This window comes from Burkholderia sp. Bp8994, assembly GCF_003853805.1.
In the GTDB taxonomy this organism is placed as follows: Bacteria; Pseudomonadota; Gammaproteobacteria; order Burkholderiales; family Burkholderiaceae; genus Burkholderia.
Map to the genome: position 1 here is coordinate 76,615 of NZ_QTQH01000014.1, position 24,995 is coordinate 101,609.

The following is a 24,995-nucleotide window of genomic DNA, read 5'->3' on the forward strand; positions in this document are numbered from 1 at the left end:
GCCGCGTATCGGCACCACGCGGGTCACCGGGCGCTCACGAATTCGCGGCGACCGGCGCGCGGCGGCGCTGGATCATCTGCAGCGCGACGAGCGCGAGCCCCGCCGCCGCGATCAGCCCGCCGACGAGCGGCACCGCCGCGTAGCCGAAGCCGGCCGAGATCGCTGCGCCGCCCGCTGCCGCACCGACTGCGTTGCCGAGGTTGAACGCGCCGATGTTGACGGCCGACGCGAGGCCCGGGGCTTCGTGTGCGGCACGCATCACGCGCATCTGCAGCGGCGGGACCACCGCGAACGTCGCGACACCCCAGACCAGCAGCGTGACAGCGGCGCCGGCATGGGTGCGCGCGAGCAGCGGGAACGCGGCCATCGTCACGATCAGCAGCACCAGGAAGCCGATCAGCGTGCCGTCGAGCGAGCGGTCGGCGAGGCGGCCGCCGGCGATGTTGCCGATCGAGAAGCCGACGCCGATCAGCACGAGCATCGCGGTGACGAAGCCGGGCGTCGCGCCGGTCAGGTGTTCGAGCGTCGGGGCGACATACGTGTACAGCGTGAACATCGCGCCGGCGCCGAGCACCGTGGTCCCGAGCGCGCCGAGCACGACCGGGCGCGTCAGCACCGACAGTTCGGCACGCAGGTTCGGCATCCTGCCGGCTGCGCCCTTCGGCAGCGCGGCGAACAGGCCGGCGATCGCGATCAGGCCGAGCACGGCGGTCGCCGCGAACGACATGCGCCAGCCGATCATCTGGCCGAGCCAGGTCGCGGCCGGCACGCCGCCGACGTTCGCGATCGTAAGGCCCATGAACATCGTCGCGACCGCGCTGGCCTGCTTTTCGCGCGGCACGAGGCTGGCCGCGACCACCGAGCCGAGCCCGAAGAACGCGCCGTGGTTCAGGCTCGTGACGAGTCGTGCGAGCAGCAGCGTCGTGTAGTCGGGCGCGACGGCCGACAGCAGGTTGCCGATCGTGAAGATCGACATCAGCGCGATCAGCGCCGAGCGGCGCGACCAGCGCGCGAGCAGCAGCGTCATCAGCGGCGCGCCGACCATCACGCCGATCGCATACGCGCTGATCAGCATGCCGGCCTGCGGAATCGACACGTGGACGCCGTCGGCGATCACGGGCAAGAGGCCCATCGGCGAGAACTCGGTCGTGCCGATGCCGAACGCACCGGCGGCGAGCGCCAGCAGCGGCAGCGTGGCGCTGCCGCCCGGGCGGGAAGGGGAAGAAGTCGTGGTGTTCACGCGATGCGCTCCGGTAAGCATGGGGCAACGGCACCGGGCCGTTGTGGACAGGGTGAAGTGTGCCTGCGTTACTTTTGCGGAAAAAGCCGTGCTCGGGCGAAATTATCTTGATTTCATGTCAACAATGCGCGATTGGGACGGCACGCGCGTACGGCCGCCGGGCGGGGCTTCCCGCGATGCGACGGCCGGCCGCCGGCCGTGCGGACGATCGAACCGTATCCGGAGCAAGGTTTTCGTCGTCGGACGGAACGCGGCGTCCGGGTGGGTGCGCGATCCGCTTGCGCGCCGCGCTCGATGCGCGGCGGGTGTTCGACGTGATGCGGGCGGCAGGCGGGGGCGTGCGGGGCGGGCCGGCGCGCGGCGTCGTCAGGCCGGTCGGGCGACGGGCCGCACAGCCGGCGAGGCCCGGCGCGAGCGCGTCATCCTTCCCGCCAACCCACCCTTTGCCGGCGCGGCTTGCCGCCAAAAAAATCCCCGGTCACAGGGGGACCGTGGCCGGGGCGGAAAGGCATCCTCTCTTTGGCACGAGGGCGGATGCGGGCGCAGTATATTTCGGTGCATAACGTTTCGAAGTGACGTTAAACGGCCTTTTTTGGCGTCAATTTGAAAATTCCGGCGTGATGGCGTCGATCGTCACCCATTCGAAAGATTGGTCGTGCACTCGGACGGACGTTCCGGGGGCACGATGACGGCAATGCCGGCCGTCGTCCGAAGCGACTGCGCGCAGACGGCCGAATCCGCTGCCGCGCGACGAGGCGGAATCCGCCGGCGTCGCGCGGGTCGCGCATGCCAGGCCGGTCGGTCAGTCCGCCTGCCCGGCCGCATCGCGCACCGCCTCGAGAAACCGCGCGACGACGGGCGAGCCCGGCGCCGCCGCACCGTCGAACACGAACTCGATGTCGAAGCGGCTCGCGAGTTCGTCGAGTGCGACGAGCCGGACCGTGCGCGGGCACGTCGGCGACGCGCTTTCCGGCACGAATGCGCAGCCCATGCCGGCTGCGACGAGACCGATCAGCGTCGGGATGTCGCTGCCGACCTGCGCGATGCGCGGCGTGAAACCGGCCCGGTCGCACTGAGCCATCAGGAAGCGGTGGTGCGCGGCGGAGCGCTGCGCGTCGAACCAGACGAACGGCTCGTGCGCGACGTCGGCGAGCGTGCGCGGCGCGTGGAAGCGGCCGCCGGGCGGCGCAGGCATCGCGAGCACGAAGCGATCGCTCAGCAGCCGCACGCCCGACAGATGCGGCGCCTCGTCGCGGCGCCACGCCATGATGCCGCCGTCGAGCTGGCCGAGCATCAGCGCCGCCGCCTGTTCGGCCGACAGCATCGGCGCGATCGACAGCTTCACGTCCGGACACGCGTCGCGAAACGCCTTCAGCACGTTCGCGACGACCGGCAGCGGCAGGCAGTTCGGCAGCGCGCCGAGGCGCAGTTCGCCGAGCTGGCCGGCCGCGCTGCGCAACGCGCGTTCGCGGCTGTCCCGCAATGTCGCGAGCAGGCCCGTCGCATCCTGCAGGAAACTCGCGCCGGCCGCCGTGAGCGTGACGCCCGTCGCGCGGCGGATCAGCAGCGGCGTGCCGATCGCATCCTCGAGTTCGCGGATCTGCCGCGACAGCGCAGGCTGGACGATGCCGGCCGCGCGGGCGCCGGCCATCACGCTGCCGGCTTGCGCGACGGCCACGAAGTAACGCAGGTGACGCAGTTCGATCTGGCGCATGCGGTGTCGGCTCCGGTGTTCGGCCTCGATTCTATGGGTATGCCTGTCAAGCATGGTAAGTGCCATCCAATGGTATTGGAAAGCATGGCGAGCGTGCCGTACGATGGTCGTCGTTGGCGGGCCGGTTCACCGGCCCGTGCGTTCTCCTTGCCCCGATTCCCGACCGTGTCCCGCATCATGCCGCTTCATATCCAGACCCCCTATATCCGCTCGCAAATCGCGTCGCGCCGTCTCGGCAAGAACATCCGGCTGAAGCTCGACGCGCTGCAGCCGTCCGGCTCGTTCAAATTGCGCGGCATCGGCGCGGCGTGCGAAACACGGCATGCGGCCGGCGCGCGCCGGTTCGTGTCGTCGTCGGGCGGCAATGCGGGCATCGCGGTCGCGTATTGCGGCCGCGAGCTCGGCGTGCCGGTGCTCGTCGTCGTGCCGGAAACCGCGTCGGCCCGCGCGCGGGAGCTGATCCGCGTCGAGGGGGCGGAGGTGGTCGTGCACGGTGCGAGCTGGGCCGAGGCGAATGCGTTCGCGCTGTCGACCGTCGGTACGCAGGACGCGTTCGTGCATCCGTTCGACGATCCCGTGCTGTGGCAGGGGCACGCGACGATGATCGACGAGATGGCGGTGGCCGGCCCGAAGCCCGACGCGGTCGTGCTCGCGGTCGGCGGCGGCGGGCTGCTGTGCGGCGTGCTCGAGGGGCTCGCGCGCAACGGCTGGCACGACGTGCCGGTCGTCGCGGTCGGGACGGAAGGCGCCGACAGCTACGCGCGCTCGGTCGCGCACGGGCATCCGGTCGAATTGCCGGCGATCACGAGCATCGCGACGTCGCTCGGCGCGAAGCGGCCGTGCGACGCGGCGGTCGCATGGGCGAAGCGGCACGCGATCCATCCGGTCGTCGTGTCGGACGCGCAGGCGGTGGCTGCGTCGCTGCGGTTCCTGGACGAGCACCGGATCGTCGTCGAGCCGGCGTGCGGTGCTGCGCTGGCCGCGCTCGAAGAACCGGTGCCGGTGCTTGCTTCGGCGTCGGAGATCGCGGTGATCGTGTGCGGCGGCGTGACGGCGACGGCCGAGCAGATGCGGACGCTGAACGCGACGCTGCGGTAACGCGCTCGGGCATGTGACGCAGCGCAGCCGGATCGTGATGCGGACGAAGATGTCACGGTGAAGTGACGGCGAAGTGACGGCGGGGCGGGACCGGTCGCGGGCATCCGCGGAATCGGGGGCGTGTCGTCTGTCGCGACGGGCTGTTTCCGCTCGCGGGTTAAGTCACGCCGGGCGCGCGCAGCCAGTGGCCGGGGGCAAGATCTTCTCGTCTGAGGGTGACGGGGCGGGGATCGGCCGGCGCACCGCGCGCACGGCGCGCGGCGCGGCGAGGGCGCGCGCGGTCAGTTCGCGGACGGCGCGCTGGCGCCGGTCGGCGCGGACGACGCGACGGGGCCGGCAGCAGCGGGTGCGGACGTCTTGCCTGCCGGCGCCGGAGCGGCGTTCGAGGGCGTCGGCGCGGACGCCGCCGGCGCAGGCACGGACGATGCCGCCGTGGTAGCGGCAGACGTCGACGTGGCCGGCGCCGAAGCGGAAGTGGGCGTCGAAGCTGAAGCGGGTGCGGAGGCTGACGCGGGCGTCGAAGCCGAGGTGGGCGCCGAGGTCTTAGCAGGTACCGCAGCCGAAGCAGGCGCCGAAGCCCGCGCCGAGGCCGAAGCTTGTGCCGAACCCGAACCCGAACCCGAACCCGAACCCGAACCCGAACCCGGCGCGGCACCCGCCGCAGCCGCCGAACCCACGCCGGCTTCCAACCCCGACCCGACGGCCCGCATCGTCCCCGGCGCGACCACGGACGATGCCGCAGCAGGCACGGCCGGCACGACCGACGTGCCCTGCGTCGGCGCGACGCTCGGCACGGACAGCGGCACCGGCGCCGCCGGCGGCGTCGGCACGACCGGCGTCGTCATCTTCATCGGCTCGCCCTGCGGCGTCGGCGCGGGCTCGGGCAGCGGCGTCACGGGCTCCTTCTCGGCCGCCTTCACGGTCGCGCGATCGCGGCGGGCCGGATCGATCTTCAGGAAATGCTCGACGAGATTGAAGAAGCGCTCGTAGAACACGCCGGCGGGAATCGTCTCGCTCGCGGTCTTCACGAGCGCGTCGTCGCTCGACCCGATCGGCAGCGACAGCGAACCGAACACGCTGAGCCCGACGCTCGCCGACGTATTCGACTTCTTCAGCGTGTAGCGGTCCTGCACCGCGTTCACGTACGCGATGCTCGACGAGCCGTCGGCAGTCGCGTCCGCGCACACGACGTGAAACTCAATCACGACATGCATGTCGTTGCTCGGCTGGAAATTCTTGCTGCCGTCGACCGCGTCGTTGCGCGACGAGGACACGACATAACCCTGGCTCAGCAGCGCGCGCCGCGCGGCCTCGCAGGAAGCGTCGGATTTCGAGTGGAACGTGTGCGCATACGGGCTGCTCGTCGCGTCGAACTGCTCCTGCTGGTAGATCGGCTTGGGTGGCGACGAGCACGCCGCCAGCACGGTCGCGGCCGCGAGCGCGCACGAAACGGAAAACAGGCGAAATCGGTTGTGCATGGCGTCTTTCAATAGGCTCGGCGAGATGCCGCGCGGGGCTGCGGGCGCAACGCACGCGGCGGCGGGGCCGGTGCGATGCGCGTGGCAATCTCGTATGGCCGGGGCGTCATTATAGTTTCGTTTGATGTCGCGCTCGCTTCAGCCGGCCGGCGCCGGCCGCGCGGCGGCGAGCAAGCGCGACGCCAGCGGGTGGTGTTCGCCGCGCCGCGAGCGGATCGCATGGATCTCCTCGGTCACGTCGGCCGCGCGGCCGAGCCGGCGCAGCCCGCGCAGCAGCGATGCGTCGTTCGCGCCGAGTTCGCTGAGCGGAAACACGCCGAGGCCGCGCGCCGCGAACACGGCCATCAGCGCGCTGTCCTCGAATTCGCCGGCAATGCGGGGCACGATCCGTTCCCGCTCCAGCCACAGGTCGAGGCGCGCGCGCAGCGCCGAGTGGGCGGTCGGCAGCAGCACCGGCAGCTCGGCGAGGCACGCCGGAAAGCGCTGCCGCGCGGCCGGCGTGACGAGCGCCGCGGGCCCGTACCAGTCGACCGGCGACGCGACGAGCCGCTCGCTCGTCACGCGCAGGTTCGACCCCGACGGTGCACCCTGGCCCGCCAGCACGAGGTCGAGGTGATGGAGCGCCAGTTCCGCGAGCAGCGCGTCGTGCTCGCCCTCGTGGCACAGCAGCCGCAGCGTGGGCGTATCGAGCACCGGCGCGAGGAGCGCATGCGCGGCGAGCTTCGAGATCCCGTCCGCGAGGCCGACCGCGAGCCGCACGGTCGGCTGGCTGGCCGCCGCGCGCACTTCGTCGGGAATCAGCCGGCCCATCTCGAAGATGACCTCCGCACGCGCATACGCGGCCTGGCCGGCGTCGGTCATCGCGACACCGCGCCCGGCCGGGCGCAGCAACTGGTGGCCGAGCGACTTTTCCAGTTCGCGGACCTGCGCGCTGATCGTCTGCACGGCCATGTCGAGCCGCTCGGCGGCCCGCGCGAAGCCGCCTTCCTTCACCACGACCCAGAAATAGTACAGGTGTCGAAAATTCAGCATCGGATCGTTATTTCGTAAAAACCGAACCAAAGATCAGATTCTCTCTGATTTTTTCGAAGTCGTGGGGTGACTATCATCGGGCTTTCCACCTTCGAATCGGCCCTTTTCATGGACTACCTGCTGACGCTTGCCGCCGACCCCGCCGTCTGGGCCGCGCTCCTGACGCTCGTCGTGATGGAAGTCGTGCTCGGCATCGACAACCTGATCTTCATCTCGATCCTCAGCAACAAGCTGCCCGAAGCGCAGCGCGCCCGCACACAGCGCCTCGGCATCGCGCTCGCACTCGTGATGCGCCTCGCGCTGCTCGGCAGCGTCGCGTGGATCGCGAGCCTGACCGAACCCGTGTTCACGCTGTTCGATCACGCGTTCTCGTGGCGCGACATGATCCTGCTGTCGGGCGGCCTGTTCCTCGTGTGGAAGGCAACCACCGAGATCCATCACCACGTGTCGCATGACGGCGACGGCGCGGGCGCGTCCGGCGGCGCGGCCGGCCTGACGATGTGGGCCGCGATCGGCCAGATCGTGATGCTCGACATCGTGTTCTCGATCGACAGCATCGTGACCGCGATCGGCATGACCGAGCACGTCCCGATCATGTTCGTCGCGGTGATCGTCGCGGTGTCCGTGATGCTGTTCGCCGCCCAGCCGCTCGCACGTTTCATCGACCGCAACCCGACCATCGTGATGCTCGCGCTGTCGTTCCTCGTCGTGATCGGCATGACGCTGATCGCGGAAGGCTTCGGGTCGCACGTGCCGAAGGGCTATATCTACGCGGCCATGGCGTTCTCGGCGTTCGTCGAGGGCATGAACATGCTGGCGCGGCGTGCGAAGGCGAAGCGCGTGGCGCGGCGCGAAGGTCATTGAGCCAAGCGGGCGGGACGTGGCCCGCCCGCGATTCGGAATGTCCGACGAAAGGAGAAACGCGATGAAATGTCCGGTCTACAAGACGCCCGACCTGCTGATGGCCGAGCGGCAATCGATCGAGATCGACTACTGTCCGACGTGCCGCGGCGTGTGGCTCGATCGCGGCGAACTCGACAAGCTGATCGCGCGCGAAACCGGCGACGGGCCGGCGCGCCGCGACGAGGTGCCGGTGCGGCACGATGCGCAGGCGCCGCGCGGGCGTGACGACGGCTGGGGGCGCGACGGCCGCGTGCCCGACGACCGTTACCGGCACGACGGCCGGCGTCGCAAGAAGTCGGTGTTCGACCTGTTCGATTTCGATTGAACGCGACGGCGAGCGTGTACTGCTCGGCACATCGAAAAAAAGCCCCGCCGCGCGTCATGCCCGGCGGGGCTTCGTCATTCGTCATTCGTCATGCGCGTCGCGTGACGAACACGCGCCGACGTTACGCGTTGCCGGCCGTCACGTCGATGCGGCGCGGGCGCGTTTCCTCGCGGCGCGGAATCGTCAGCGTGAGCACGCCGTCGCGCAGGCCCGCATCGATCCGCGACGTGTCGAGGTCGGGGCTCAGCACGAACGTGCGCACGTAGCGCGGCGCGCGGACTTCGGCGTGACGCACGCGCAGGTCGGCCGGCGTGTCGATGCGTGTGTCGGCTTCGATCGTCAGCGTGTTGTCGTGCACCTTCACGTCGAGGTTTTCGCGCGGCACGCCGGGCAGGTCGGCACGCAGCGTGACGCGCTGCCTGTCTTCGACGATATCGACGGCCGGCGTGATCGCGGGCCGGCGCACGGCTTCGGCGGCGGCTGCCTGCGCGGCACCGGTCTGGCGTTCGGTCAGGGTCTGGCTCTGGCTCGTATTCATATCGTTCTCCTGAAGGTTACTGAACGGTGATCGCGCGCGGCTTCGAGGCCTCGCGCCGGCCGACGCGAATCAGCAGGCAGCCGTTCTCATAGCGGGCGCTGACGTTGTCGGCGTCCGCGTTCTGCGGCAGCTCGACCACGCGGCGGAACGCGCCGTGAAAGCGCTCCTGCGCGTAGGTGCGTACGTCGTCGCCGGCGTCGTGCGGTGCGGGTTTGCGCTCGCCGCTGATCGTCAGCAGGTCCTTGTCGATCGAGACGTCGAAGTCGGCCGCGGCCATGCCGGGAGCGAACGCGACGATCTCGATCGCGTCGTCGGTCGCGCCGACGTTCAGCGCGGGGAACGCGCTCGGACGCACCGCGCGGATGCCGGTCGGGGGCTCGCCGAACAGGCTCGCCATCTGCCGCTGTACCCGGGCGAACTCGTCGAACAGGTCGTGACCGAAATGAATACCGCTCATGAGGATCCTCCGGAACATGAGACGCGAAAGACACGATGGCGCGACGCCGATGGCGAGTGCGACGCACGGTTTTCCGCTGAGTCGAAACGGGGGCAGTGCGCGTGACGGGCACTGCCTGGCAACGGGTAATTAGAGGCCGCCGCGGTCGTTTTCAAGAGGGAAAGTGCAATCGGCATCAACGCGTCGTGACGGGGATCGATGCGACAATCGTCGCGCTATCCACAGACCACGGAGACGGAACGGACATGGAGATTCAACGCATCGCGATCGTCGGGGCCGGCGTGATCGGCGCGAGCTGGGCGGCTTTCTATCTGTCGAAGGGCTTCGACGTCGTCGCGACCGATCCCGCACCACAGGCCGACGCGCGGCTGCGCGACGCGCTCGCGGCCTTCCTCGGCGAGCGGGCCGCCGAACTTTCCGCGCGGCTGTCGTTCGACGCCGATCTCGTGCGCGCGCTCGACGGCGTCGATTTCGTGCAGGAAAACGGCCCCGAGCGGCTCGACCTGAAGCGCGCGCTGTACCGGCAGATGGACGACGTGCTGCCCGCGCGCGTGCCGATCGCGTCGAGCTCGTCGGGCCTGAAGATGTCCGAGATCCAGACCGCGTGCGACAGGCATCCGGAACGCTGCCTGATCGCGCATCCGTTCAACCCGCCGCACCTGATTCCGCTCGTCGAGCTGGTCGGCGGCAGCGCGACCGACCCGAGCGTGATCGCGCGCGTGAAGGCGTTCTACGACGCACTCGGCAAGCAGACGATCGTGCTCAACAAGGAGATGACCGGCCACGTCGCGAACCGGCTCGCGGCCGCGCTGTTTCGCGAGGTGTATCACCTCGTCGGCGAAGGCGTGGTGAGCGTCGCCGATGCGGACAAGGCGGTCGCGTGGGGGCCGGGCCTGCGCTGGGGCTTGATGGGGCAGTGCCTGACCTATCACCTCGGCGGTGGCGCGGGCGGGATCGCACACTTCCTCGAACACCTGTCGGGGCCGATCACGACGTGGTGGGACGACCTCGGCACGCCGTCGTTCGATCCGGCCGTCGATCGCAAGCTGAACGACGAACTGCGCGCGATCCAGGGCGAGCGTTCGATGCAGGAACTGGCGGCCGAGCGCGACCGGCTGCTCGTCGAGCTGATCGACGCGCGCCGCCGCAGCTTCCTGCCCTGAGCGCGTCGCCGCGCGGCGTTCCGGTCGCGCCGGGAAGGCTATTGCTGCAGGGCCGTTTGCGGTGCCGGCTGCGGCGTCTGCGCGAGCCACGCGGGCAGCGCGGCCTGCACCAGTTCGCGATTGCGCGCGCGCGTCGCGGTATCCGGCGGATAGTTACCGTCGTTGGTCGGCAATTCGCCGTCGAGGTAGGCCTGCTTCAGCTGGGCGACGACTTCCGCGCGCGTGAGGCCCTGCGCGGGGGCGGCGGCATCGGTTTGCGCAAAGGCGGGGGACAGCAGCGCGGCTGCGGCGGCCGCGACGGCGATTCGCACGACGTTCATGGTGTGCTCCGATCAAGGGGACGGGACAGCGGACGCGCGGCACACTGCCGTGCGTTCCGATGCGGCCCATTGTCGCGAGCGGGGACTGCGCGGACGCTGACGCGTTCCGGGCAAGATGGTCAGTTGCGCGCGAACACCGCGGCGGCGTTGGCGTGAAGGCGGCAGCCAGCCTTACAGCTCGGCCGCCGCCGCGATCAGCGTCGCTTCGAGCGCGAGCGTCGAGCGCGACGCGGCCGCCGGCCGGTCGATCACGTATTCGAGTTCGCCGAGTTCGGGGAGCCCCGCGTCGAGCCGCGCGAGCCCGGCCGGAATCACGTAGCCGGCGAACGCGCTGACGCCGAGCCCCGCGCTCGCGGCCGCGCGCAGCACCGCGATGCTGCTGCTCACGACGGCGATCCGGTAAGGGCGGCCGACCGCCTCGAGCGACTCGAGCACGCGGCGGCGCGATACGCTCGGCTCCGGATGCATCGCGAGCGGCAGCACGGCCTCGTGGCCGGTGATCCGCGAATCGGGGCCGGTGCACCAGTACAGCGGTTCGCTGCGGATCACGCGGCCGCGCCGGCTGCCCGCGACGCGTTTCGCGAACACGAGGTCGTGACGGCCTTCGTCGAGCGCATCGAACAGGTCGCCCGACAGCCCGGTCGAGATCGCCAGCTCGACTTCCGGATTGCGCTGCACGAAGCTCGCGAGCGCGGCCGTCAGGTGCGCGGACGCGAAATCCTCCGACATCGCGAGCCGCACCTTGCCCGACAGCGGCGGGCCACACACCGACGTGACGGCCTCGTCCATCAGCTCGAGGATGCGCACCGCGTAGCGGAACAGTGCATCGCCGTGCTGCGACAGGTGCACGTTGCGCGTGTCGCGCTCGAACAGCGGCCGGTCGAGCAGCTCCTCGAGGCGGCGAATGTGCTGGCTGACGGTCGACTGCGACAGGCTCACGCGTTCGGACGCGGCGGTGAAACTGCCGGACTGGGCGACGGCGACGAAGCTGCGCAGCAGCTCGGGCGGTAATGGACGCATTGCTAAATCCACTGAATCGGTTTCGACAACTTCATAAATGGCCGGATGGTGCGGCGCTAGTATCGGATCACGCGCTGGTGCGGCCCATGCAAACGGGGCGCACCGGACGCGTAGCCCGTGTCGCGCCGCCGGCTCCATCGGTCAGTCTAAGCCATCCGGCGTCCGGCCCGAAACCGCATCATCCCATCGACCGCCTGAGAACGCGCTCGCACGACGAGCCGCCGGGCCGCGGCGCCCCGCCGCAGGAGACACCCAGTCCGCGCCCGGAACCGGCATGCGGGCCCGACTCCCGCACGCGTCAGGCACCCGTCACGAAGAGACTGGAGACGACTCATGATCATCTACGGAACCGCGCTGCTGGCGTTCTGCCATCTGGCCGGACTGTTCCTCGGCGACCTGCTGGGCGCAGCGATCGGCGTGAAGACCAACGTCGGCGGCGTCGGCATCGCGATGCTGCTGCTGATCTGCCTGCGCCTGTGGCTGCACCGGCGCGGCTGGCTGCCGAAGGAGACCGAGGCCGGCGTCGGTTTCTGGGGCGCGATGTACATCCCGGTCGTCGTCGCGATGGCCGCGAACCAGAACGTCGTCGCCGCGCTGAAGGGCGGGCCGGTCGCGCTGCTCGCCGCCATCGGCGCGGTCGCGATCTGCGCATGCTGCATCGCGGTACTCGTGCGCACCGGGCGCGACGACACGGCCTTCGCGGGCATTCCCCAATTCGAAGAACAGTAACGGAGGCCGCCATGCTGCAGATGCTCGAAAAAACCGTCGCCCACAACGGGCTCGTCGCGTCGTTCGCGCTGGTCGGCCTGATCATGTGGCTGTCGTCGCTCGTGTCGCGCAAGCTCACCTTCGGCCGCGTGCACGGCTCCGCGATCGCGATCGTGATCGGCCTCGTGCTTGCGTACGTCGGCGGCGCGTTCACCGGCGGCGAGAAGGGGCTGGCCGACGTCAAGCTGTTCGCCGGCGTCGGCCTGATGGGCGGCGCGATGCTGCGCGATTTCGCGATCGTCGCGACCGCGTTCGAAGTGCAGCCGACCGAGGCGCGCAAGGCCGGCCTCGTCGGCGTCGTGTCGCTGCTGCTCGGCACCGTGCTGCCGTTCATCGTCGGCGCGTGCATCGCGCGCGCGTTCGGCTATACCGATGCGGTCAGCATGACGACCATCGGCGCGGGCGCGGTCACCTACATCGTCGGGCCCGTCACGGGCGCCGCGATCGGCGCGAGCTCCGACGTGATCGCGCTCAGCATCGCGACAGGCCTCGTGAAGGCGATCATCGTGATGGTCGGCACGCCGGTCGCGGCGAACTTCATGGGCCTGAAGACGCCGCGCTCCGCGATGATCTTCGGCGGCCTCGCCGGCACCGTGAGCGGCGTGAGCGCGGGCCTCGCGGCGACGGATCGCCGGCTCGTGCCGTACGGCGCGCTGGTCGCGACGTTCCATACCGGCGTCGGCTGCCTGCTCGGGCCGTCGGTGCTGTTCTTCACGACGCGCGCGCTGGTCGGCGCATAGCCGCCCAAGCGTGCGATCCGGGCGACCGGTGCGCAAGCGCCGGCGCGCGCGGGCCGCGGCGGGGCCGCATCCATCGCGGCGTCCTCTGAGTCGCATTCGTCAACATCATCAATCGGCGGCGGCGCCAGGCTTAGAATGCCGCTGAACCATCGAAGCGGGAGAACTGTTCATGACGGGATGGAATCACGCGCGGCAGGCGCGCGATGCACGCCTCACGGCCGGCGCGGCTTTCGCGTGGCCCAAGGCCACTTCCTCCGGGGCGCGCGGCAAGCGGGTCGATGCGCGCGACACCGTCGCGTTGCTCGAAGCGGTGCTGCGGCCCGGCGACCGCGTTTGCCTCGAAGGCGACAACCAGAAGCAGGCCGACCTGCTCGCCACCGCGCTCGCCGACGTCGACAGCGCGAAGATCCACGACCTGCACATGGTGCAGTCGGGCGTCGTGCTGCCCGAGCATCTCGACGTGTTCGAGCGCGGCATCGCGAAGCGTCTCGACTTCGCGTATTCGGGCCCGCAGTCGCAGCGCATCGCGAAGCTGCTGTTCGGCGGCAAGATCGCGCTCGGCGCGGTGCACACCTATCTTGAACTGTTCGCCCGCTACTTCATTGATCTCACGCCGCAGGTCGCGCTGATCGCGGCGGTCAGCGCCGATGCCGACGGCAACCTGTACACCGGCCCGAACACGGAAGACACGCCGACCGTCGTCGAAGCCACCGCGTTCAAGGACGGCATCGTGATCGCGCAGGTCGACCGCATCGTCGACAAGGTGCCGCGCGTCGACATTCCGGGCGATCGCGTGCATTTCGTCGTCGAGGCCGGCCGGCCGTTCTACGTCGAGCCGCTGTTCACGCGCGACCCGGCCGCGATCACCGAGACCCAGATCCTGACCGCGATGCTCGCGATCAAGGGCATCTACGAACCGTACGGGATCAAGCGCCTGAACCACGGGATCGGCTTCAACACGGCCGCGATCGAGCTGCTGCTGCCGACCTACGGCGCGAAGCTCGGGCTGAAGGGCAAGGTCTGCACGCACTGGGCGCTCAATCCGCACCCGACGCTGATTCCCGCGATCGAATCGGGCTGGGTCGAGCAGGTTCACTGCTTCGGCTCCGAAGTCGGGATGGACGACTACATCCGCGCGCGCTCCGACGTGTGGTTCACGGGCCCCGACGGGTCGCTGCGCTCGAACCGCGCGTTCTGTCAGACCGCAGGCCTCTATGCGTGCGACATGTTCATCGGTTCGACGCTGCAGATCGACCTGTCGGGTCATTCGTCGACGGTCACGGCCGAGCGCATCGCCGGGTTCGGCGGCGCGCCGAACATGGGCAGCGACGCGCGCGGGCGGCGTCACCCGAGCGCGCCGTGGCTGAAGGCCGGCGCGGAGGCCGACCCCGACACGCCGGCGGCGCTCAGGCGCGGCCGCAAGCTCGTCGTGCAGATCGGCGAGACGTTCGGCGACAAGAACGTGCCGATGTTCGTCGAGAAGCTCGACGCGCTGAAGCTCGCCGACAAGCTGCAGCTCGACCTCGCGCCGATCATGGTCTACGGCGACGACGTCACGCACATCGTCACCGAGGAAGGGATCGCGAACCTGCTGATGTGCCGCGACAAGGACGAACGCGAGCATGCGATCCGCGGCGTGGCCGGCTATACGGAAGTCGGCCGCGGCCGCGATCGCAGGCTGGTCGAGCGGCTGCGCGAGCGCGGCGTGATCCGCCGCCCGGAGGATCTCGGTATCGATCCGCTCGACGCCGACCGCCGCTGGCTTGCCGCGCGCTCGATCAAGGATCTCGTGCACTGGTCGGGCGGCCTGTATGCGCCGCCGGCCCGGTTCCGCAACTGGTGAGGACAAGGGCATGGAACAGTTGAACTATCGCTTCACCGCGCGCGAACGCGCGCAGGGCGAACTGGCCACGGCGCTCGTCGGCGTGGTCGCGTCCGGCAATCTCGAGGTGCTCGTCGAGCGCGTGCTGCCGGGCAACGAATGCGAGATCGATATCCGCACCGCGGCGGTCGGTTTCGGCGCGGTGTGGCAGGCCGTCGTGTCGGACTTCGTCGAACGGCGCGCGCCGGGCGGCCTGAAGCTGTCGATCAACGACGGCGGCGCGCGGCCCGACATGGTGTCGCTGCGGCTCGCGCAAGCCGTGCGCGCGATCGAGGGAGGCGCATGATGACCGACGCGATCCACGACGCACCCGCATTCGTCGCGAACCGCGCGAGCTGGTACGAAGCGTCGGCGCGCCAGCGCGTCGACGGGCTGCTCGACGCGGGCAGCTTCACCGAATTTCTCGGGCCGGGCGATCGTGTGACGAGCCCGCACCTGCCGCTGTTCGACCTGCCGCAGCAGTTCGACGACGGGATGGTGGTCGGCCGCGGCCGGCTCGACGGCACGCCGGTGTTGATCGCCGCGCAGGAGGGCCGCTTCATGGGCGGCGCGTTCGGCGAAGTGCACGGCGCGAAGCTCACGGGGCTGCTGCGTGCGGCGCGCGACCTCGGCACGCCGGTGCTGATCCTGTTCGATACGGGTGGCGTGCGGCTGCAGGAAGCGAATGCGGGCGAACTGGCGATCGCCGAGATCATGCGTGCGCTCGTCGAGGCGCGTGCGGCCGGCGTGCCGGTGATCGGGCTGATCGGCGGGCGCGCGGGCTGCTACGGCGGCGGCGGCCTGCTCGCCGCCTGCTGTTCGGCGCTCGCGGTGTCCGAGCAGGGGCGCATCAGCGTGTCGGGGCCCGAGGTGATCGAGACCAATCGCGGCGTCGAGGAATTCGATGCGAAGGACCGTGCGCTGATCTGGCGCACGATGGGCGGCAAGCACCGCCGGCTGATCGGCGGCGCGGACCGCTACGTGGCCGATACGCCCGACGCGTTTCGCGCGGCCGCGCTCGACCTGATCGGCCGTGCGCCGAAATTCGACGCGGCGATGCTGCGCGCGGAGCAGTCGCGTCTCGAAGCGCGCGTCGAACGGTTCGGCGCATGCAAGGACGCGCTCGACGTGTGGCGCGCGCTCGGCGCGAGCGAGCCGGAAACGATTCCCGGCATGTCCGACGGTGAATTCGCGAAGCTCGCCGATCAACTGCAGGAGCCGCAGCATGACGCTCGATGAAGTACTGACCTCGCTGTTCCCGAACGGCCACGCGATCACGCGAACCGGCGGCTTGCTGGCGGGCCACGCTGATCTGACCGGCACGCGCGTCGACGTGATCGGCGTCGCCGACCGGCTGCCGTTCGGCATCGACGAAGCCGTGACGCTCGCGTCGCACGTGCTCGACACGATCGGGCGCGGCGGCGACACGCCGATTCTCGTGCTCGTCGACAGCGACAGCCAGCGGATGAGCAAGCGCGACGAACTGCTCGGCCTGAACGAAGGCTTGTCGCATCTCGCGAAATGCCTGATGCACGCGGAGCTCGCCGGGCACCGGACGATCGGCCTGCTGTACGGCCATACGGCCGCGGGCGCGTTCATCGCGACCGCGCTCGCGACGCGCACGCTGCTCGCGTTGCCGGGCGCGGAGCCGGAAGTGATGGACCTCCCGTCGATGTCGCGCGTGACGAAGCTGCCGATCGACGTGCTGAAGGAGATGGCGCGCTCGACGCCGGTGTTCGCGCCGGGGCTCGACAATCTCGTGAAGATGGGCGCCGTCGACGCCGTGCTCGACCCGGCACGCGCGCTCGACGCGCAGGTCGCCGAATGGCTCGGCAAGCCGGCCGATCGCAACGACGTGCGTGCGGCGCGCGGCCGGCCGGTCGCGGCCGACGTCACGCGCCGTGTCGAGGCACTCGCGCGTGCCGCACGCTGACACGCCGCTGCGCCGCCACACGCTCGTCACGCTGACGGCGGCAGGGTGGGGCGCGGCCTGCGCGCGCGATCCCGCGCTGGCGGCCGATCCGCTCGTGCAGGCGTGGGCCGCGCACGGCTGGCCGCTGATCGTGCGCCGCGCGTCGCCCGACGAGGCCGATGCGGGGCGCATCCCGCTCGGCTTGCCGCTGCCGCCTTCGGCGGGCAAGCGGCGCATTGCAATGAACGTCGCCGCCGACGCCCTCGCGTCGGTCGGTCCGCTGCCCACGCTCGCCGATGTGCTCGCTGTCGCGCCCGACGCATGGCACGCGACGCTGCGCGACCTGGCTGCGCTCGGCGCCCGCTGCGGCGTGCAGGGCCGCGTATTCGGCAGCCTCGCATGGCAGGCGCTGACGGGCGAGCGCTACCTGAGCGCGTCGTCCGATCTCGACCTCGTGTTTCCGCTGCCTGACGCCGCATCGCTCGCCGCGCTGCTCGACGGCCTGGCGACACTCGATGAACACGCGCCGATGCGCATCGACGGCGAACTGCTGCGCGACGACGGCGCCGGCGTGAACTGGCGCGAGCTGCATGCGCGGCTGCCTGAAGTCGCGGTCAAGACGGCGATCGCCGTCGAATTGATGCCTGCCGACGCATTCACCGGAGGCACGCGATGAGTGCGTGGGCCGCCTGCCGCGCGCCGGCGCCGTCCGATGCCGAGCGCATCGCCGAACTCGCCGAGCACAGCCTCGTGCTGGAAATCGACACCTATCCGAAGCCGGGCCTCGTCAGTCACGTCGACACCGGCAGTCACGCGGACATGGATGCCATGATGTTCGTGCGCAGCGCGGCCGTGCTGCGGCCGTACTTCGCGGAGCTCGCCGAAGCCGGTGCGCGTGACGCCGACATGGCCGTGCTGCGCAAGATCGGGCTGCGCGCGGAACACGCGATGCTTGCCGCGACCGGCGGCGTCAACACGCATCGCGGCGCGATCTTCGGGCTCGGGCTGCTGTGCGCGGCCGCCGGCCGCCGCACGGTGCCGGGCACCGCGGCACGCACGCTGACGCTCGGCGCGTTCGTCGCGCGGCGCTGGGGCACTGAGATCCTCGGCGGCCCGCGGCTGCCCGACAGTCACGGCGAGCGCGCGAGCCGCCGCTACGGCGTCGGCGGCGCGCGTCGCGAGGCGGCCGACGGGTTCACGACCGTGTACGACGTCGGGCTGCCGGCCCTGCGCCGCGCGCAACGCCGCGTGCCGGACGATCCGGAGGCCGCGCGCGTCGACGCCTGCTTCGCGCTGATCGCCGCGCTCGACGATACGAACCTGCTGCACCGCGGCGGGCAGGCCGGCCTCGATTTCGCGCGCGCCACGGCACGCGCATTCGTTGCCCGCGGCGGCATCCGCGCCCGCGACTGGCGACTGCGAGCGGCCGCCGCGCACCGCGCGTTCGTCGCGCGCCGGCTGAGCCCGGGCGGCGCGGCCGACCTGCTGGCGATGAGCGTGTTCGTCGATGCGCTCGAGACGAACGAGGCGGGACGATGACGCTGGCGATCCTCTGTTCGGGGCAAGGTGCGCAGCGTGCGGACATGTTCGAGCTGACCGGCGCGGTGCCGCAAGCCGATGCGCTGTTCGCGCACGCCGGCCGGCTCCTCGGCGACGATCCGCGCGACTGGGTGCGGCACGCCGAACCGGATGCGCTGCGCGAGAACCGCGCTGCGCAGATCCTCTGCACGGTGCAGGCGCTTGCGGCGACGATGTTGCTCGAGGCGATGTGGCCGCGGCGTCGTTGCGTCGCGGGGTACAGCGTCGGCGAAGTCGCATCGTGGAGCGTCGCGGGGATGATCGATCCGCACGATGCGCTGGCGCTGGCCGAGGCGCGCGCGCGCGCCATGGATGCCGCGAGCGGCGGCGATGAACGGATGGCATTCGTGCGCGGGCTCACGCGTGCGCGGCTCGCGCAACTCTGCGACGGCCGCGATGCGGCGATCGCGATCGCCAATCCGGGCGATGCTTACGTGCTGGCCGGGCGGCAGGCCGACGTCGCCGCGGTGGCCGACGCCGCCGCACGCGACGGTGCGCTGCGTGTCGCGCCCGTGTGCGTGCGGATCGCGTCGCACACGCACCGGCTCGCGGCGGCGGTGCCCGCGTTTCGCGCATCGCTGGCCGCTGTCAACGTGCGCCGGCCGCCGCCCGGCACGCGACTGTTTTCGGGGATCGACGGCGCGTCGGTGCTCGATGTCGACGCCGGGCTCGACAAGCTTGCGCGCCAGATCGCGGAGCCGGTCGAGTGGGCGGCCTGCCTGGCCGCGTGCGTCGAGGCCGGCGCGACCGCGTTTCTCGAACTCGGCCCGGGCCGCGCACTGGCCGAGATGGCGGGCAGCGCGTATCCGGCGCTGCCGGCACGCAGCGTCGCGGATTTCCGTTCCGTCGACGGTATCGCGAGCTGGCTCGCGCGCGTCGCGGCCGGCTGACCGGCGGCGGGCGAGCGGCCGGATCACGCGCCGCAACCGCTTCGAATCCGCGTCGAATCCAGTTCGAAATCTGCCTGCCGACCGGTCGTTCCGCGCCGGGTGTTGCGCCGGCGCAGCAGCGCTGCAGCAGGCGCTTGTCAAGCGAATTGGCGTCGCTACAATGGCGCCCGCCATGAGACCAGCCGCCTTCCTCGTCGCCGCGCTTTGCTGTGCGGCGACCGCCCACGCCAGCCCGATTCCGTCCGACGCCGCCGCGGTCGGCAGGTACTTTTCGTATGACAATGCGGCGGCCGACGCGACCGTCGACCTGATCGGTCAGGCACAGCGCCGCGTGCTGCTGGCCGGCTACGCGTACGTGCCGCCCGCGGTCGCGGCGGCGCTGCGCGCGGCGCGTTCGCGCGGGATCGACGTACGGGTCGTGCTGGTGCGCTCGCCGCGTGCGGGCAAGTACAGCGGCGCGGGCTATCTGAAATCGGCCGGCATCGACGTCGCGATCGATTCGCGGCACGGCGACCCCGCACCGCGTTTCGTGATCGTCGACGACAGCGTCGCGCTGACGACGCTGTCCGACGACGCGGCCGCGCACGCGGAAACGGTCAACGTGTTCCAGCGCGCGCCGGAACTCGCGCAGTCGTACGCGCAGTCGTTCTGGCGGCTGTATCGGCAGGCCGGCGGGCTCTGAGCGCGTGACGGCAGCCCGCCCCGGGCGAACGCCATCCATCCTTGTCAGTGCCGCGATCCGCCTGCCGCGCACGCCGGTATGACCCCGCTTGCATCGGCGTGTCCGATGAACCATGCTCGTTGAACAGGTGCCGGCGCGCAGGTCGCGCATCCGGCCCAACGGCAGGGAGCCGATCTTGACCGAGTGTTTTGCCGATCGCGCCGACGCGGGTCGTCAGCTTGCGCTCGCGCTGCACGACTATGCGGGGCGTCGCGACGTCGTCGTGCTCGCGCTGCCGCGCGGCGGCGTACCGGTTGCATTCCCGATCGCGCAGGCGCTGCGCGCGCCGCTCGACGTGCTGGTCGTGCGCAAGCTCGGCATGCCCTCTGATCCCGAATTCGCGATCGGCGCGATCGCGACCGGCGGGGCGATCCACCTGCAGCACGCGGCGATCCGCGCGATGGGCGTGTCCGATTCCCAGCTGGCCGACGTGATCGTGCGCGAGACCGCCGAACTGCAGCGCCGCGACACGCTGTATCGCGGCGCGCGGCCGCCGCTGCCGGTCGACGGCCGCATCGCGATCGTCGTCGACGACGGCATCGCGACCGGCGCGTCGATGCGCGTCGCACTGCAGGCGCTGCGCAAGCGCCATCCCGCGCGCATCGTGGTCGCCGCACCCGTCGCGCCGGCCGGCGCCCAGCATGCGTTCGACGATCTGGCCGATGCGTTCGTGACGGTGTCGCAGCCGCTGCGCTTCTTCGGGATCAGCCAGTTCTACGCGCGTTTCGACCAGACCGGCGACGACGAGGTGCGCGCGCTCCTCGATGCTGCCCGCGGGCCGGACGACGACCTCACGTCCGCCTGACCCGGCGCCGGCGCGATCCCGGGCGAACGGCTTCGGCCTGCGCGAACATGCGCTGCAGCGCCGGATGGACGTTGCCGTGCCAGCGCGCGCCCGTGAACAGCCCGTAGTGATCGCAATCGTCGATATCGAGACGCTGGCGCTCGCCGGCCTTGAGGCCGCGGCACATGTCGAGTGCCGCATGCGTCTGGCCGGCGCCGGTGACGGCGTCGCAACCGCCTTCGACCGTCAGCAGCGCGACGCCGCGCAGCGCGGCCGGCTCCACGCGCTGGCCGCCGACTTGCCACGTGCCGTTCGCGAGGCACATCCGCTGGAACACGATATCGACGGTGTCCAGGAAGTATTCGGCCGGCATGTCGAGCAGCGCCGTGTATTCGCGCAGCGCGCGCCGCGCGTCCGCCAGCGCCGTCAGGTCGAAGTGCGACGCGGCGCGCGCGTAGTCCTCGATCAGCGTCAGGAAGCGTTGCGGATACAGCAGCGCGATCTCGCCCTGCTGAAGATAGGTCGGGAACACGTGCCGGCCACGGCCGGGGAAGCGGGGCGGCACGATGTCGATCAGGTGGCGGCGGCACCACGCGAGCGAACGGGACGCGGCCGTGGTGCCGAGCGTGGTCGGGTTGATGCGTGCGTCGAGCGGCCCGCCGATCAGCGTGACGCTCGCGGGCGGTGCGTGGCCGCGCGCGGCGCGCAGCGCGAGTGCGCCGAGCGCGGGAACGGTGGCCTGGCATACGGCGACGACATGCAGCGGCCGGTCGTCGCGGGCGAGCGCGTCGACGAAGCCGTCGAGCGTCGCCACGTACTCGTCGAGCCCGAAGCGGCCCGCCGCGAGCGGGACGTCGCGCGCATTGACCCAGTCGGTCACGCAGACGTCGCCGTCCGCGAGCAGCGCCTCGACGGTCTCCCGCATCATCACGGCCGCGTGCCCCGCTAGCGGCGCGCACAGCAGCACCGCGCGCCGCGCATCGTCGCGTGCGAAGCGCCGCAACTGGCAGAACGGCGTGCGCGCGACGATCCGCTCGTCGACGGCCGGCCGCCGGATCTCGAAGCGCGGCGGCCCGGCGGCCGGCCCGAGGAGCGGTTCGAACAGGTCGTCGTAGCACGACGACACGGCGTGCGGCAGCGTCGCGGCGGGCCATACGTCGAACGCGTGGCGCGTCGCTTCGCGCCAGGCGCGCATCCATTCCCGCTGCTGCTCGACGACGTCGTACCACATGGCGAACCTCGAGGCGGAAGGGGGATGAATCTGCATTATGGTCACTCCGGGCGCGCAGCGGGTGTCGGAAACGTGACCGGACGACGCGGATTTCGCCGCGCGTTTCGGCGGCATCGCGCTAGGCACCGGCGCACGGCGCTGCTACAGTCGTCGGTCCCATTCCCTCAAGCGGAGCGTTTGCGATGAAGCTGATCGGCATGCTGGATTCCCCGTTCGTGCGCCGTGTCGCCATATCGGCGAAGCTGCTCGACCTGCCGTTCGAACACGAGTCGGTCTCGGTGTTTCGTCAGTTCGACCGGTTCCGGTCGTTCAGCCCGGTCGTGAAGGCGCCGACGCTCGTGACCGACGACGGTGCGACGCTGATCGATTCGTCGCTGATCGTCGACTACCTCGACCATCGCGTCGCGCCGGAGCGGCGCCTGTTGCCCGACGCCGCCGACGCGCGGCTGCGCACGCTGGTGCCGGTGGGCCTCGCGCTGGCGGCGGCCGAGAAGACGGTGCAGGTGGTGTACGAGCACGCTTTGCGGCCGACCGACAAGCAGCACGCGCCCTGGCTCGAGCGCGTGCTGAGCCAGCTCGAGGCTGCGTACGGCGAACTCGAGCCGCTCGTCGCGGCCGCGAACGGCTGGTTCGGCGGCGCGCGGCTGCTGCAGTCCGACGTGACCGTCGCCGTCGCCTGGCGCTTCACGCAATTCATGGAAGCCGATTACCCGGCGCTCGCGCGGATCGATCCGGCCCGGTATCCGGCGCTGGCCGCGCATTCGGCGCGTGCGGAAGCGCTGCCGGCGTTTGTCGAGACGCCGCTCGCCTGAACCCGGCGTCGATCGCGGCGGCACCGGAACGACGGCGGGCGAGGGCGGCGCGTCCGGCCCCGCCGCGTCGGAACCGGGCCGGCATTCTGCGCGTATCGACCCAACCGCAGTCCGCGGCGCGTCCGACCGCGCGTTATTGTTCGGCGCGACGTGCTGAAAACCACGTCGCGCCGCTGCGTCTTATGCGCCCGCGCGCTCGTGCGCTGCCCGCCCGGCCCCGTCCGGCAAGGACGTGCCGATTGTTCTCCGCCGCTGACAAGTGACTTCGCATTCGCGCTGTTTATCCGGATGCGGGCCGTCCCTAGAATCCACTCCATCGAATATGCATTGCCTGATGGAGCCGATGATGAGAGCGCTGATCGAATCGAGTTTGTACCACCCGTCCGTCGTGTTGCCGCTTGCCGCGCTGACGCAGCTGATGGTCGAGCGCGACTTCAATCTCGGCCAGGTCGGCCTGATCGTCGCCGCGCGCGGCGCCCAGGCAGCCGTGTCGCGTTCGCGTGCGCTGATCTTCTGCCGCCACTGCGAAGCGCACGCATGAACCCGCGTCGCATCGTCGGATGAAAAAACGCCCGGCCGGCGCAAGCCGGTCGGGCGGATCGGGTTCGATCAGGCCCCGGCTTCGGCCGGGGCTTTTTCATGGGCGAGCGGGCGACGCTCAGGCGCGCGCGGGCGACACGACGCCGTAGATTTCCGCGTCGTCTTCCTCGCGCAGCTGGCGCGCCAGCTGGTGTGCCTCGCGGCGCGACGCGACGGCCGGCGGCGAGCCCTTGAGCGGCTGGCGTGCGGTTTCGGCGAGTGCGACGACCGACACGATGCCGATCACGGCCGCGCCCATCATGTAGTACGCGGGCATCATCAGGTTGTGGGTCACGTCGACGAGCCACGCGGTGACGAGCGGCGTCGTGCCGCCGAACAGCGACACCGATACGTTGAAGCCGATCGCGAGCGCGCCGTAGCGGATCTCGGTCGGGAACAGCGCCGGCAGCGCCGACGGCATCACGCCGGTGAAGCACGACAGCAGCACGCCGAGGATCAGGAGGCCGCCGAACACCGACGCGGTGGTGCCCGCATGAATCAGCATCATCGACGGAATCGACAGCGCGAGCAGGCCGACGCAGCCGGCCAGCATCACGGGCTTGCGGCCGACCTTGTCCGACAGGCGGCCGGCGGCGAGCGTCAGCGGCATCATCAGCACCATCACGATCAGCACCAGCACGAGGCTGTGCGACTCGTCGAAGTGCAGCGTCGACGACATGAAGCTCGGCAGGTACGACAGCACCATGTAGTCGGTCACGTTGAAGATCAGCACGAGGCCGACGCAGAGCAGCAGCGCGCGCCAGTTGCGCATCAGCGTCTCGCGGAAGCGCGCTTTCGGCACGGCCTTGTCCTGCGCTTCGCGCTCCTCGGCCTGGCGCTTGAACGCCGGCGTTTCCTCGAGCTTCATCCGGATGTACAGGCCGATCAGGCCGAGCGGGCCCGCGATCAGGAACGGCACGCGCCAGCCCCACGACAGCAGCGCTTCCTGCGACAGCGACGCGGTGAGCAGCGCGACGACGCCGGCGCCCATCACATAGCCGATCAGCGTGCCGAACTCGAGGAAGCTGCCCATGAATCCGCGGCGCTTGTCGGTCGAGAACTCGGCGATGAAGGTGGCGGCGCCGCCATATTCGCCGCCGGTCGAGAAGCCCTGCACGAGGCGGGCGACGAGCAGCAGCACGGGCGCGATGATGCCGATCGACGCGTAGCTGGGGATCAGGCCGATCGCGAAGGTGCCGACGGCCATCATGATCATGGTGGCGGCGAGTACGCGCTGGCGGCCGATGCGGTCGCCGAGCGGGCCGAACACCATGCCGCCCAGCGGGCGCACGAGGAACGCGGCCGCGAACGTGCCGAAGGTCGCGAGCAGCTGCGCGGACGGACTGCTGGACGGGAAGAACACCTTGCCGAGCGTGACGGCGATATAGCTGTAGACGCCGAAGTCGAACCATTCCATCGCATTGCCGATGGCCATCGCGCTGACGGCGCGCTTGAGCAGGCTCTGGTCGACGACGGTGATGTCGTCCGCGGCGAGCGGAGCCTCGCCGGACGACGTGGAGGAAGAAGCAGCGGTCGGGCTGACGTGTGTTGCGGTCAAGGTCATGCACTCCTTTGACTGCGCCGGAACGGGCGGGCCGTCCGACACGGTTTGCCGGCGAGCGCGATGTCGTGTGCTGCGCGTCGGGGCAGGCCATTTAAGCGCTTACTGCACATGAGGCGGTAAAGGGCCGTAAGGGACTGCTTCGACGCGGGCCCGATGGGCCGTCGCGACGGTGCGCTCATGAAGAATGGGCCGCGTGATGCGAGCGGCAGATGCCGGCGCGGACGGAGTCCGGCGTTCCGGCAAGCGCCCCGGAGGGGCAACGAAACG

At 70.6% G+C, this 24,995-nt stretch carries 27 protein-coding genes; 17 read left to right on the top strand and 10 right to left on the bottom strand.

Annotated features, from left to right (window positions below):
- Positions 1 to 34: 34 nt before the first annotated feature.
- Together DIE04_RS17040 and DIE04_RS17045 are read right to left on the bottom strand one after the other, a co-directional pair.
- Positions 35 to 1,240: an MFS transporter gene (locus DIE04_RS17040; protein WP_124487553.1), complete on the bottom strand. Its 1,206-nt coding sequence runs from the start codon at positions 1,238 to 1,240 to the stop codon at positions 35 to 37.
- Positions 1,241 to 2,042: 802 nt separating this feature from the next.
- Complete coding sequence (locus DIE04_RS17045) at positions 2,043 to 2,954, bottom strand: LysR family transcriptional regulator (protein WP_124487554.1); 912 nt, start codon at positions 2,952 to 2,954, stop codon at positions 2,043 to 2,045.
- Between the two features lie 177 nt (positions 2,955 to 3,131).
- Between DIE04_RS17045 and DIE04_RS17050 the strand changes: the two genes are divergently transcribed.
- Positions 3,132 to 4,052, top strand: a complete 921-nt coding sequence (locus tag DIE04_RS17050; protein WP_124487629.1) for a pyridoxal-phosphate dependent enzyme — start codon at positions 3,132 to 3,134, stop codon at positions 4,050 to 4,052.
- 281 nt (positions 4,053 to 4,333) lie between these two features.
- On the opposite strand, the gene DIE04_RS17055 is transcribed toward DIE04_RS17050, so the two are convergent.
- Together DIE04_RS17055 and DIE04_RS17060 are read right to left on the bottom strand one after the other, a co-directional pair.
- Positions 4,334 to 5,530, bottom strand: a complete 1,197-nt coding sequence (locus DIE04_RS17055; protein ID WP_124573127.1) for a DUF2242 domain-containing protein — start codon at positions 5,528 to 5,530, stop codon at positions 4,334 to 4,336.
- Between the two features lie 138 nt (positions 5,531 to 5,668).
- Complete coding sequence (locus tag DIE04_RS17060; protein WP_124487556.1) at positions 5,669 to 6,562, bottom strand: LysR family transcriptional regulator; 894 nt, start codon at positions 6,560 to 6,562, stop codon at positions 5,669 to 5,671.
- A 108-nt stretch (positions 6,563 to 6,670) separates the two neighbouring features.
- Here DIE04_RS17060 and DIE04_RS17065 point away from each other — a divergent pair, with 108 nt between their 5' ends.
- Positions 6,671 to 7,426 (top strand): TerC family protein, encoded by a 756-nt coding sequence (locus tag DIE04_RS17065; protein WP_124487557.1) that lies wholly within the window; start codon positions 6,671 to 6,673, stop codon positions 7,424 to 7,426.
- A gap of 61 nt (positions 7,427 to 7,487) precedes the next feature.
- Positions 7,488 to 7,790, top strand: coding sequence for a zf-TFIIB domain-containing protein (locus tag DIE04_RS17070; RefSeq protein WP_124487558.1), 303 nt, complete (start codon positions 7,488 to 7,490; stop codon positions 7,788 to 7,790).
- Positions 7,791 to 7,911: 121 nt separating this feature from the next.
- On the opposite strand, the gene DIE04_RS17075 is transcribed toward DIE04_RS17070, so the two are convergent.
- Both DIE04_RS17075 and DIE04_RS17080 read right to left on the bottom strand, forming a co-directional pair.
- Positions 7,912 to 8,328 carry an Hsp20/alpha crystallin family protein gene (locus tag DIE04_RS17075; protein ID WP_124487559.1) on the bottom strand — a complete coding sequence of 139 codons (417 nt, stop codon included), beginning with the start codon at positions 8,326 to 8,328 and terminating at the stop codon, positions 7,912 to 7,914.
- Between the two features lie 16 nt (positions 8,329 to 8,344).
- The gene (locus DIE04_RS17080; RefSeq protein WP_044844922.1) at positions 8,345 to 8,785 is read right to left on the bottom strand and encodes an Hsp20/alpha crystallin family protein; all 441 of its coding nucleotides are present in this window, start codon (positions 8,783 to 8,785) and stop codon (positions 8,345 to 8,347) included.
- 245 nt (positions 8,786 to 9,030) lie between these two features.
- Here DIE04_RS17080 and DIE04_RS17085 point away from each other — a divergent pair, with 245 nt between their 5' ends.
- A complete protein-coding gene (locus tag DIE04_RS17085) occupies positions 9,031 to 9,948 on the top strand; it encodes a 3-hydroxyacyl-CoA dehydrogenase NAD-binding domain-containing protein (RefSeq protein ID WP_124487560.1) in 918 nt (305 codons plus the stop codon).
- Positions 9,949 to 9,986: 38 nt separating this feature from the next.
- Here the strand turns inward: DIE04_RS17085 and DIE04_RS17090 are convergent, their stop codons facing one another.
- Positions 9,987 to 10,268: a DUF4148 domain-containing protein gene (locus tag DIE04_RS17090; RefSeq protein ID WP_124487561.1), complete on the bottom strand. Its 282-nt coding sequence runs from the start codon at positions 10,266 to 10,268 to the stop codon at positions 9,987 to 9,989.
- A 171-nt stretch (positions 10,269 to 10,439) separates the two neighbouring features.
- Entirely contained in the window at positions 10,440 to 11,288 is an 849-nt protein-coding gene (locus DIE04_RS17095; protein ID WP_039322076.1) for a LysR substrate-binding domain-containing protein, read from the bottom strand.
- Between the two features lie 333 nt (positions 11,289 to 11,621).
- Between DIE04_RS17095 and madL the strand changes: the two genes are divergently transcribed.
- The 11 genes from madL (at position 11,622) to DIE04_RS17150 (ending at position 20,563) form a co-directional block, all read left to right on the top strand.
- Positions 11,622 to 12,017 carry a malonate transporter subunit MadL gene (gene madL, locus DIE04_RS17100; RefSeq protein ID WP_124487562.1) on the top strand — a complete coding sequence of 132 codons (396 nt, stop codon included), beginning with the start codon at positions 11,622 to 11,624 and terminating at the stop codon, positions 12,015 to 12,017.
- A gap of 11 nt (positions 12,018 to 12,028) precedes the next feature.
- A complete protein-coding gene (madM, locus tag DIE04_RS17105) occupies positions 12,029 to 12,796 on the top strand; it encodes a malonate transporter subunit MadM (RefSeq protein ID WP_124487563.1) in 768 nt (255 codons plus the stop codon).
- 169 nt (positions 12,797 to 12,965) lie between these two features.
- Positions 12,966 to 14,639 carry a malonate decarboxylase subunit alpha gene (mdcA, locus tag DIE04_RS17110; protein WP_124487564.1) on the top strand — a complete coding sequence of 558 codons (1,674 nt, stop codon included), beginning with the start codon at positions 12,966 to 12,968 and terminating at the stop codon, positions 14,637 to 14,639.
- 10 nt (positions 14,640 to 14,649) lie between these two features.
- A complete protein-coding gene (mdcC, locus tag DIE04_RS17115) occupies positions 14,650 to 14,964 on the top strand; it encodes a malonate decarboxylase acyl carrier protein (RefSeq protein WP_044844916.1) in 315 nt (104 codons plus the stop codon).
- Positions 14,961 to 15,896, top strand: a complete 936-nt coding sequence (locus DIE04_RS17120; protein WP_124487565.1) for a biotin-independent malonate decarboxylase subunit beta — start codon at positions 14,961 to 14,963, stop codon at positions 15,894 to 15,896. Before mdcC ends, DIE04_RS17120 begins: the two co-directional genes overlap by 4 nt.
- Positions 15,883 to 16,590 (top strand): biotin-independent malonate decarboxylase subunit gamma, encoded by a 708-nt coding sequence (gene mdcE, locus DIE04_RS17125; RefSeq protein ID WP_124573129.1) that lies wholly within the window; start codon positions 15,883 to 15,885, stop codon positions 16,588 to 16,590. The genes DIE04_RS17120 and mdcE overlap by 14 nt, the downstream gene beginning before the upstream one ends.
- Entirely contained in the window at positions 16,577 to 17,245 is a 669-nt protein-coding gene (gene mdcG, locus DIE04_RS17130) for a malonate decarboxylase holo-[acyl-carrier-protein] synthase (RefSeq protein ID WP_124487567.1), read from the top strand. The genes mdcE and mdcG overlap by 14 nt, the downstream gene beginning before the upstream one ends.
- On the top strand, positions 17,242 to 18,108 hold the full coding sequence (gene mdcB, locus DIE04_RS17135) for a triphosphoribosyl-dephospho-CoA synthase MdcB (protein ID WP_124487568.1): 867 nt from the start codon (positions 17,242 to 17,244) through the stop codon (positions 18,106 to 18,108). The genes mdcG and mdcB overlap by 4 nt, the downstream gene beginning before the upstream one ends.
- A complete protein-coding gene (gene mdcH, locus DIE04_RS17140; protein ID WP_124487569.1) occupies positions 18,105 to 19,037 on the top strand; it encodes a malonate decarboxylase subunit epsilon in 933 nt (310 codons plus the stop codon). The genes mdcB and mdcH overlap by 4 nt, the downstream gene beginning before the upstream one ends.
- 160 nt (positions 19,038 to 19,197) lie before the next feature.
- Positions 19,198 to 19,719, top strand: a complete 522-nt coding sequence (locus tag DIE04_RS17145; RefSeq protein WP_124487570.1) for a phospholipase D-like domain-containing protein — start codon at positions 19,198 to 19,200, stop codon at positions 19,717 to 19,719.
- Between the two features lie 175 nt (positions 19,720 to 19,894).
- The gene (locus tag DIE04_RS17150; protein ID WP_124487571.1) at positions 19,895 to 20,563 is read left to right on the top strand and encodes a phosphoribosyltransferase; all 669 of its coding nucleotides are present in this window, start codon (positions 19,895 to 19,897) and stop codon (positions 20,561 to 20,563) included.
- On the opposite strand, the gene phaZ is transcribed toward DIE04_RS17150, so the two are convergent.
- Positions 20,550 to 21,773 carry a polyhydroxyalkanoate depolymerase gene (phaZ, locus tag DIE04_RS17155; RefSeq protein WP_124487572.1) on the bottom strand — a complete coding sequence of 408 codons (1,224 nt, stop codon included), beginning with the start codon at positions 21,771 to 21,773 and terminating at the stop codon, positions 20,550 to 20,552. The genes DIE04_RS17150 and phaZ overlap by 14 nt on opposite strands.
- A 182-nt stretch (positions 21,774 to 21,955) precedes the next feature.
- Here phaZ and DIE04_RS17160 point away from each other — a divergent pair, with 182 nt between their 5' ends.
- Both DIE04_RS17160 and DIE04_RS17165 read left to right on the top strand, forming a co-directional pair.
- Positions 21,956 to 22,585 (top strand): glutathione S-transferase family protein, encoded by a 630-nt coding sequence (locus tag DIE04_RS17160; RefSeq protein WP_124487573.1) that lies wholly within the window; start codon positions 21,956 to 21,958, stop codon positions 22,583 to 22,585.
- 343 nt (positions 22,586 to 22,928) lie between these two features.
- On the top strand, positions 22,929 to 23,126 hold the full coding sequence (locus tag DIE04_RS17165) for a hypothetical protein (protein ID WP_044844954.1): 198 nt from the start codon (positions 22,929 to 22,931) through the stop codon (positions 23,124 to 23,126).
- Positions 23,127 to 23,243: 117 nt separating this feature from the next.
- On the opposite strand, the gene proP is transcribed toward DIE04_RS17165, so the two are convergent.
- Positions 23,244 to 24,728: a glycine betaine/L-proline transporter ProP gene (proP, locus tag DIE04_RS17170; protein ID WP_124487574.1), complete on the bottom strand. Its 1,485-nt coding sequence runs from the start codon at positions 24,726 to 24,728 to the stop codon at positions 23,244 to 23,246.
- Between the last annotated feature and the right edge of the window lie 267 nt (positions 24,729 to 24,995).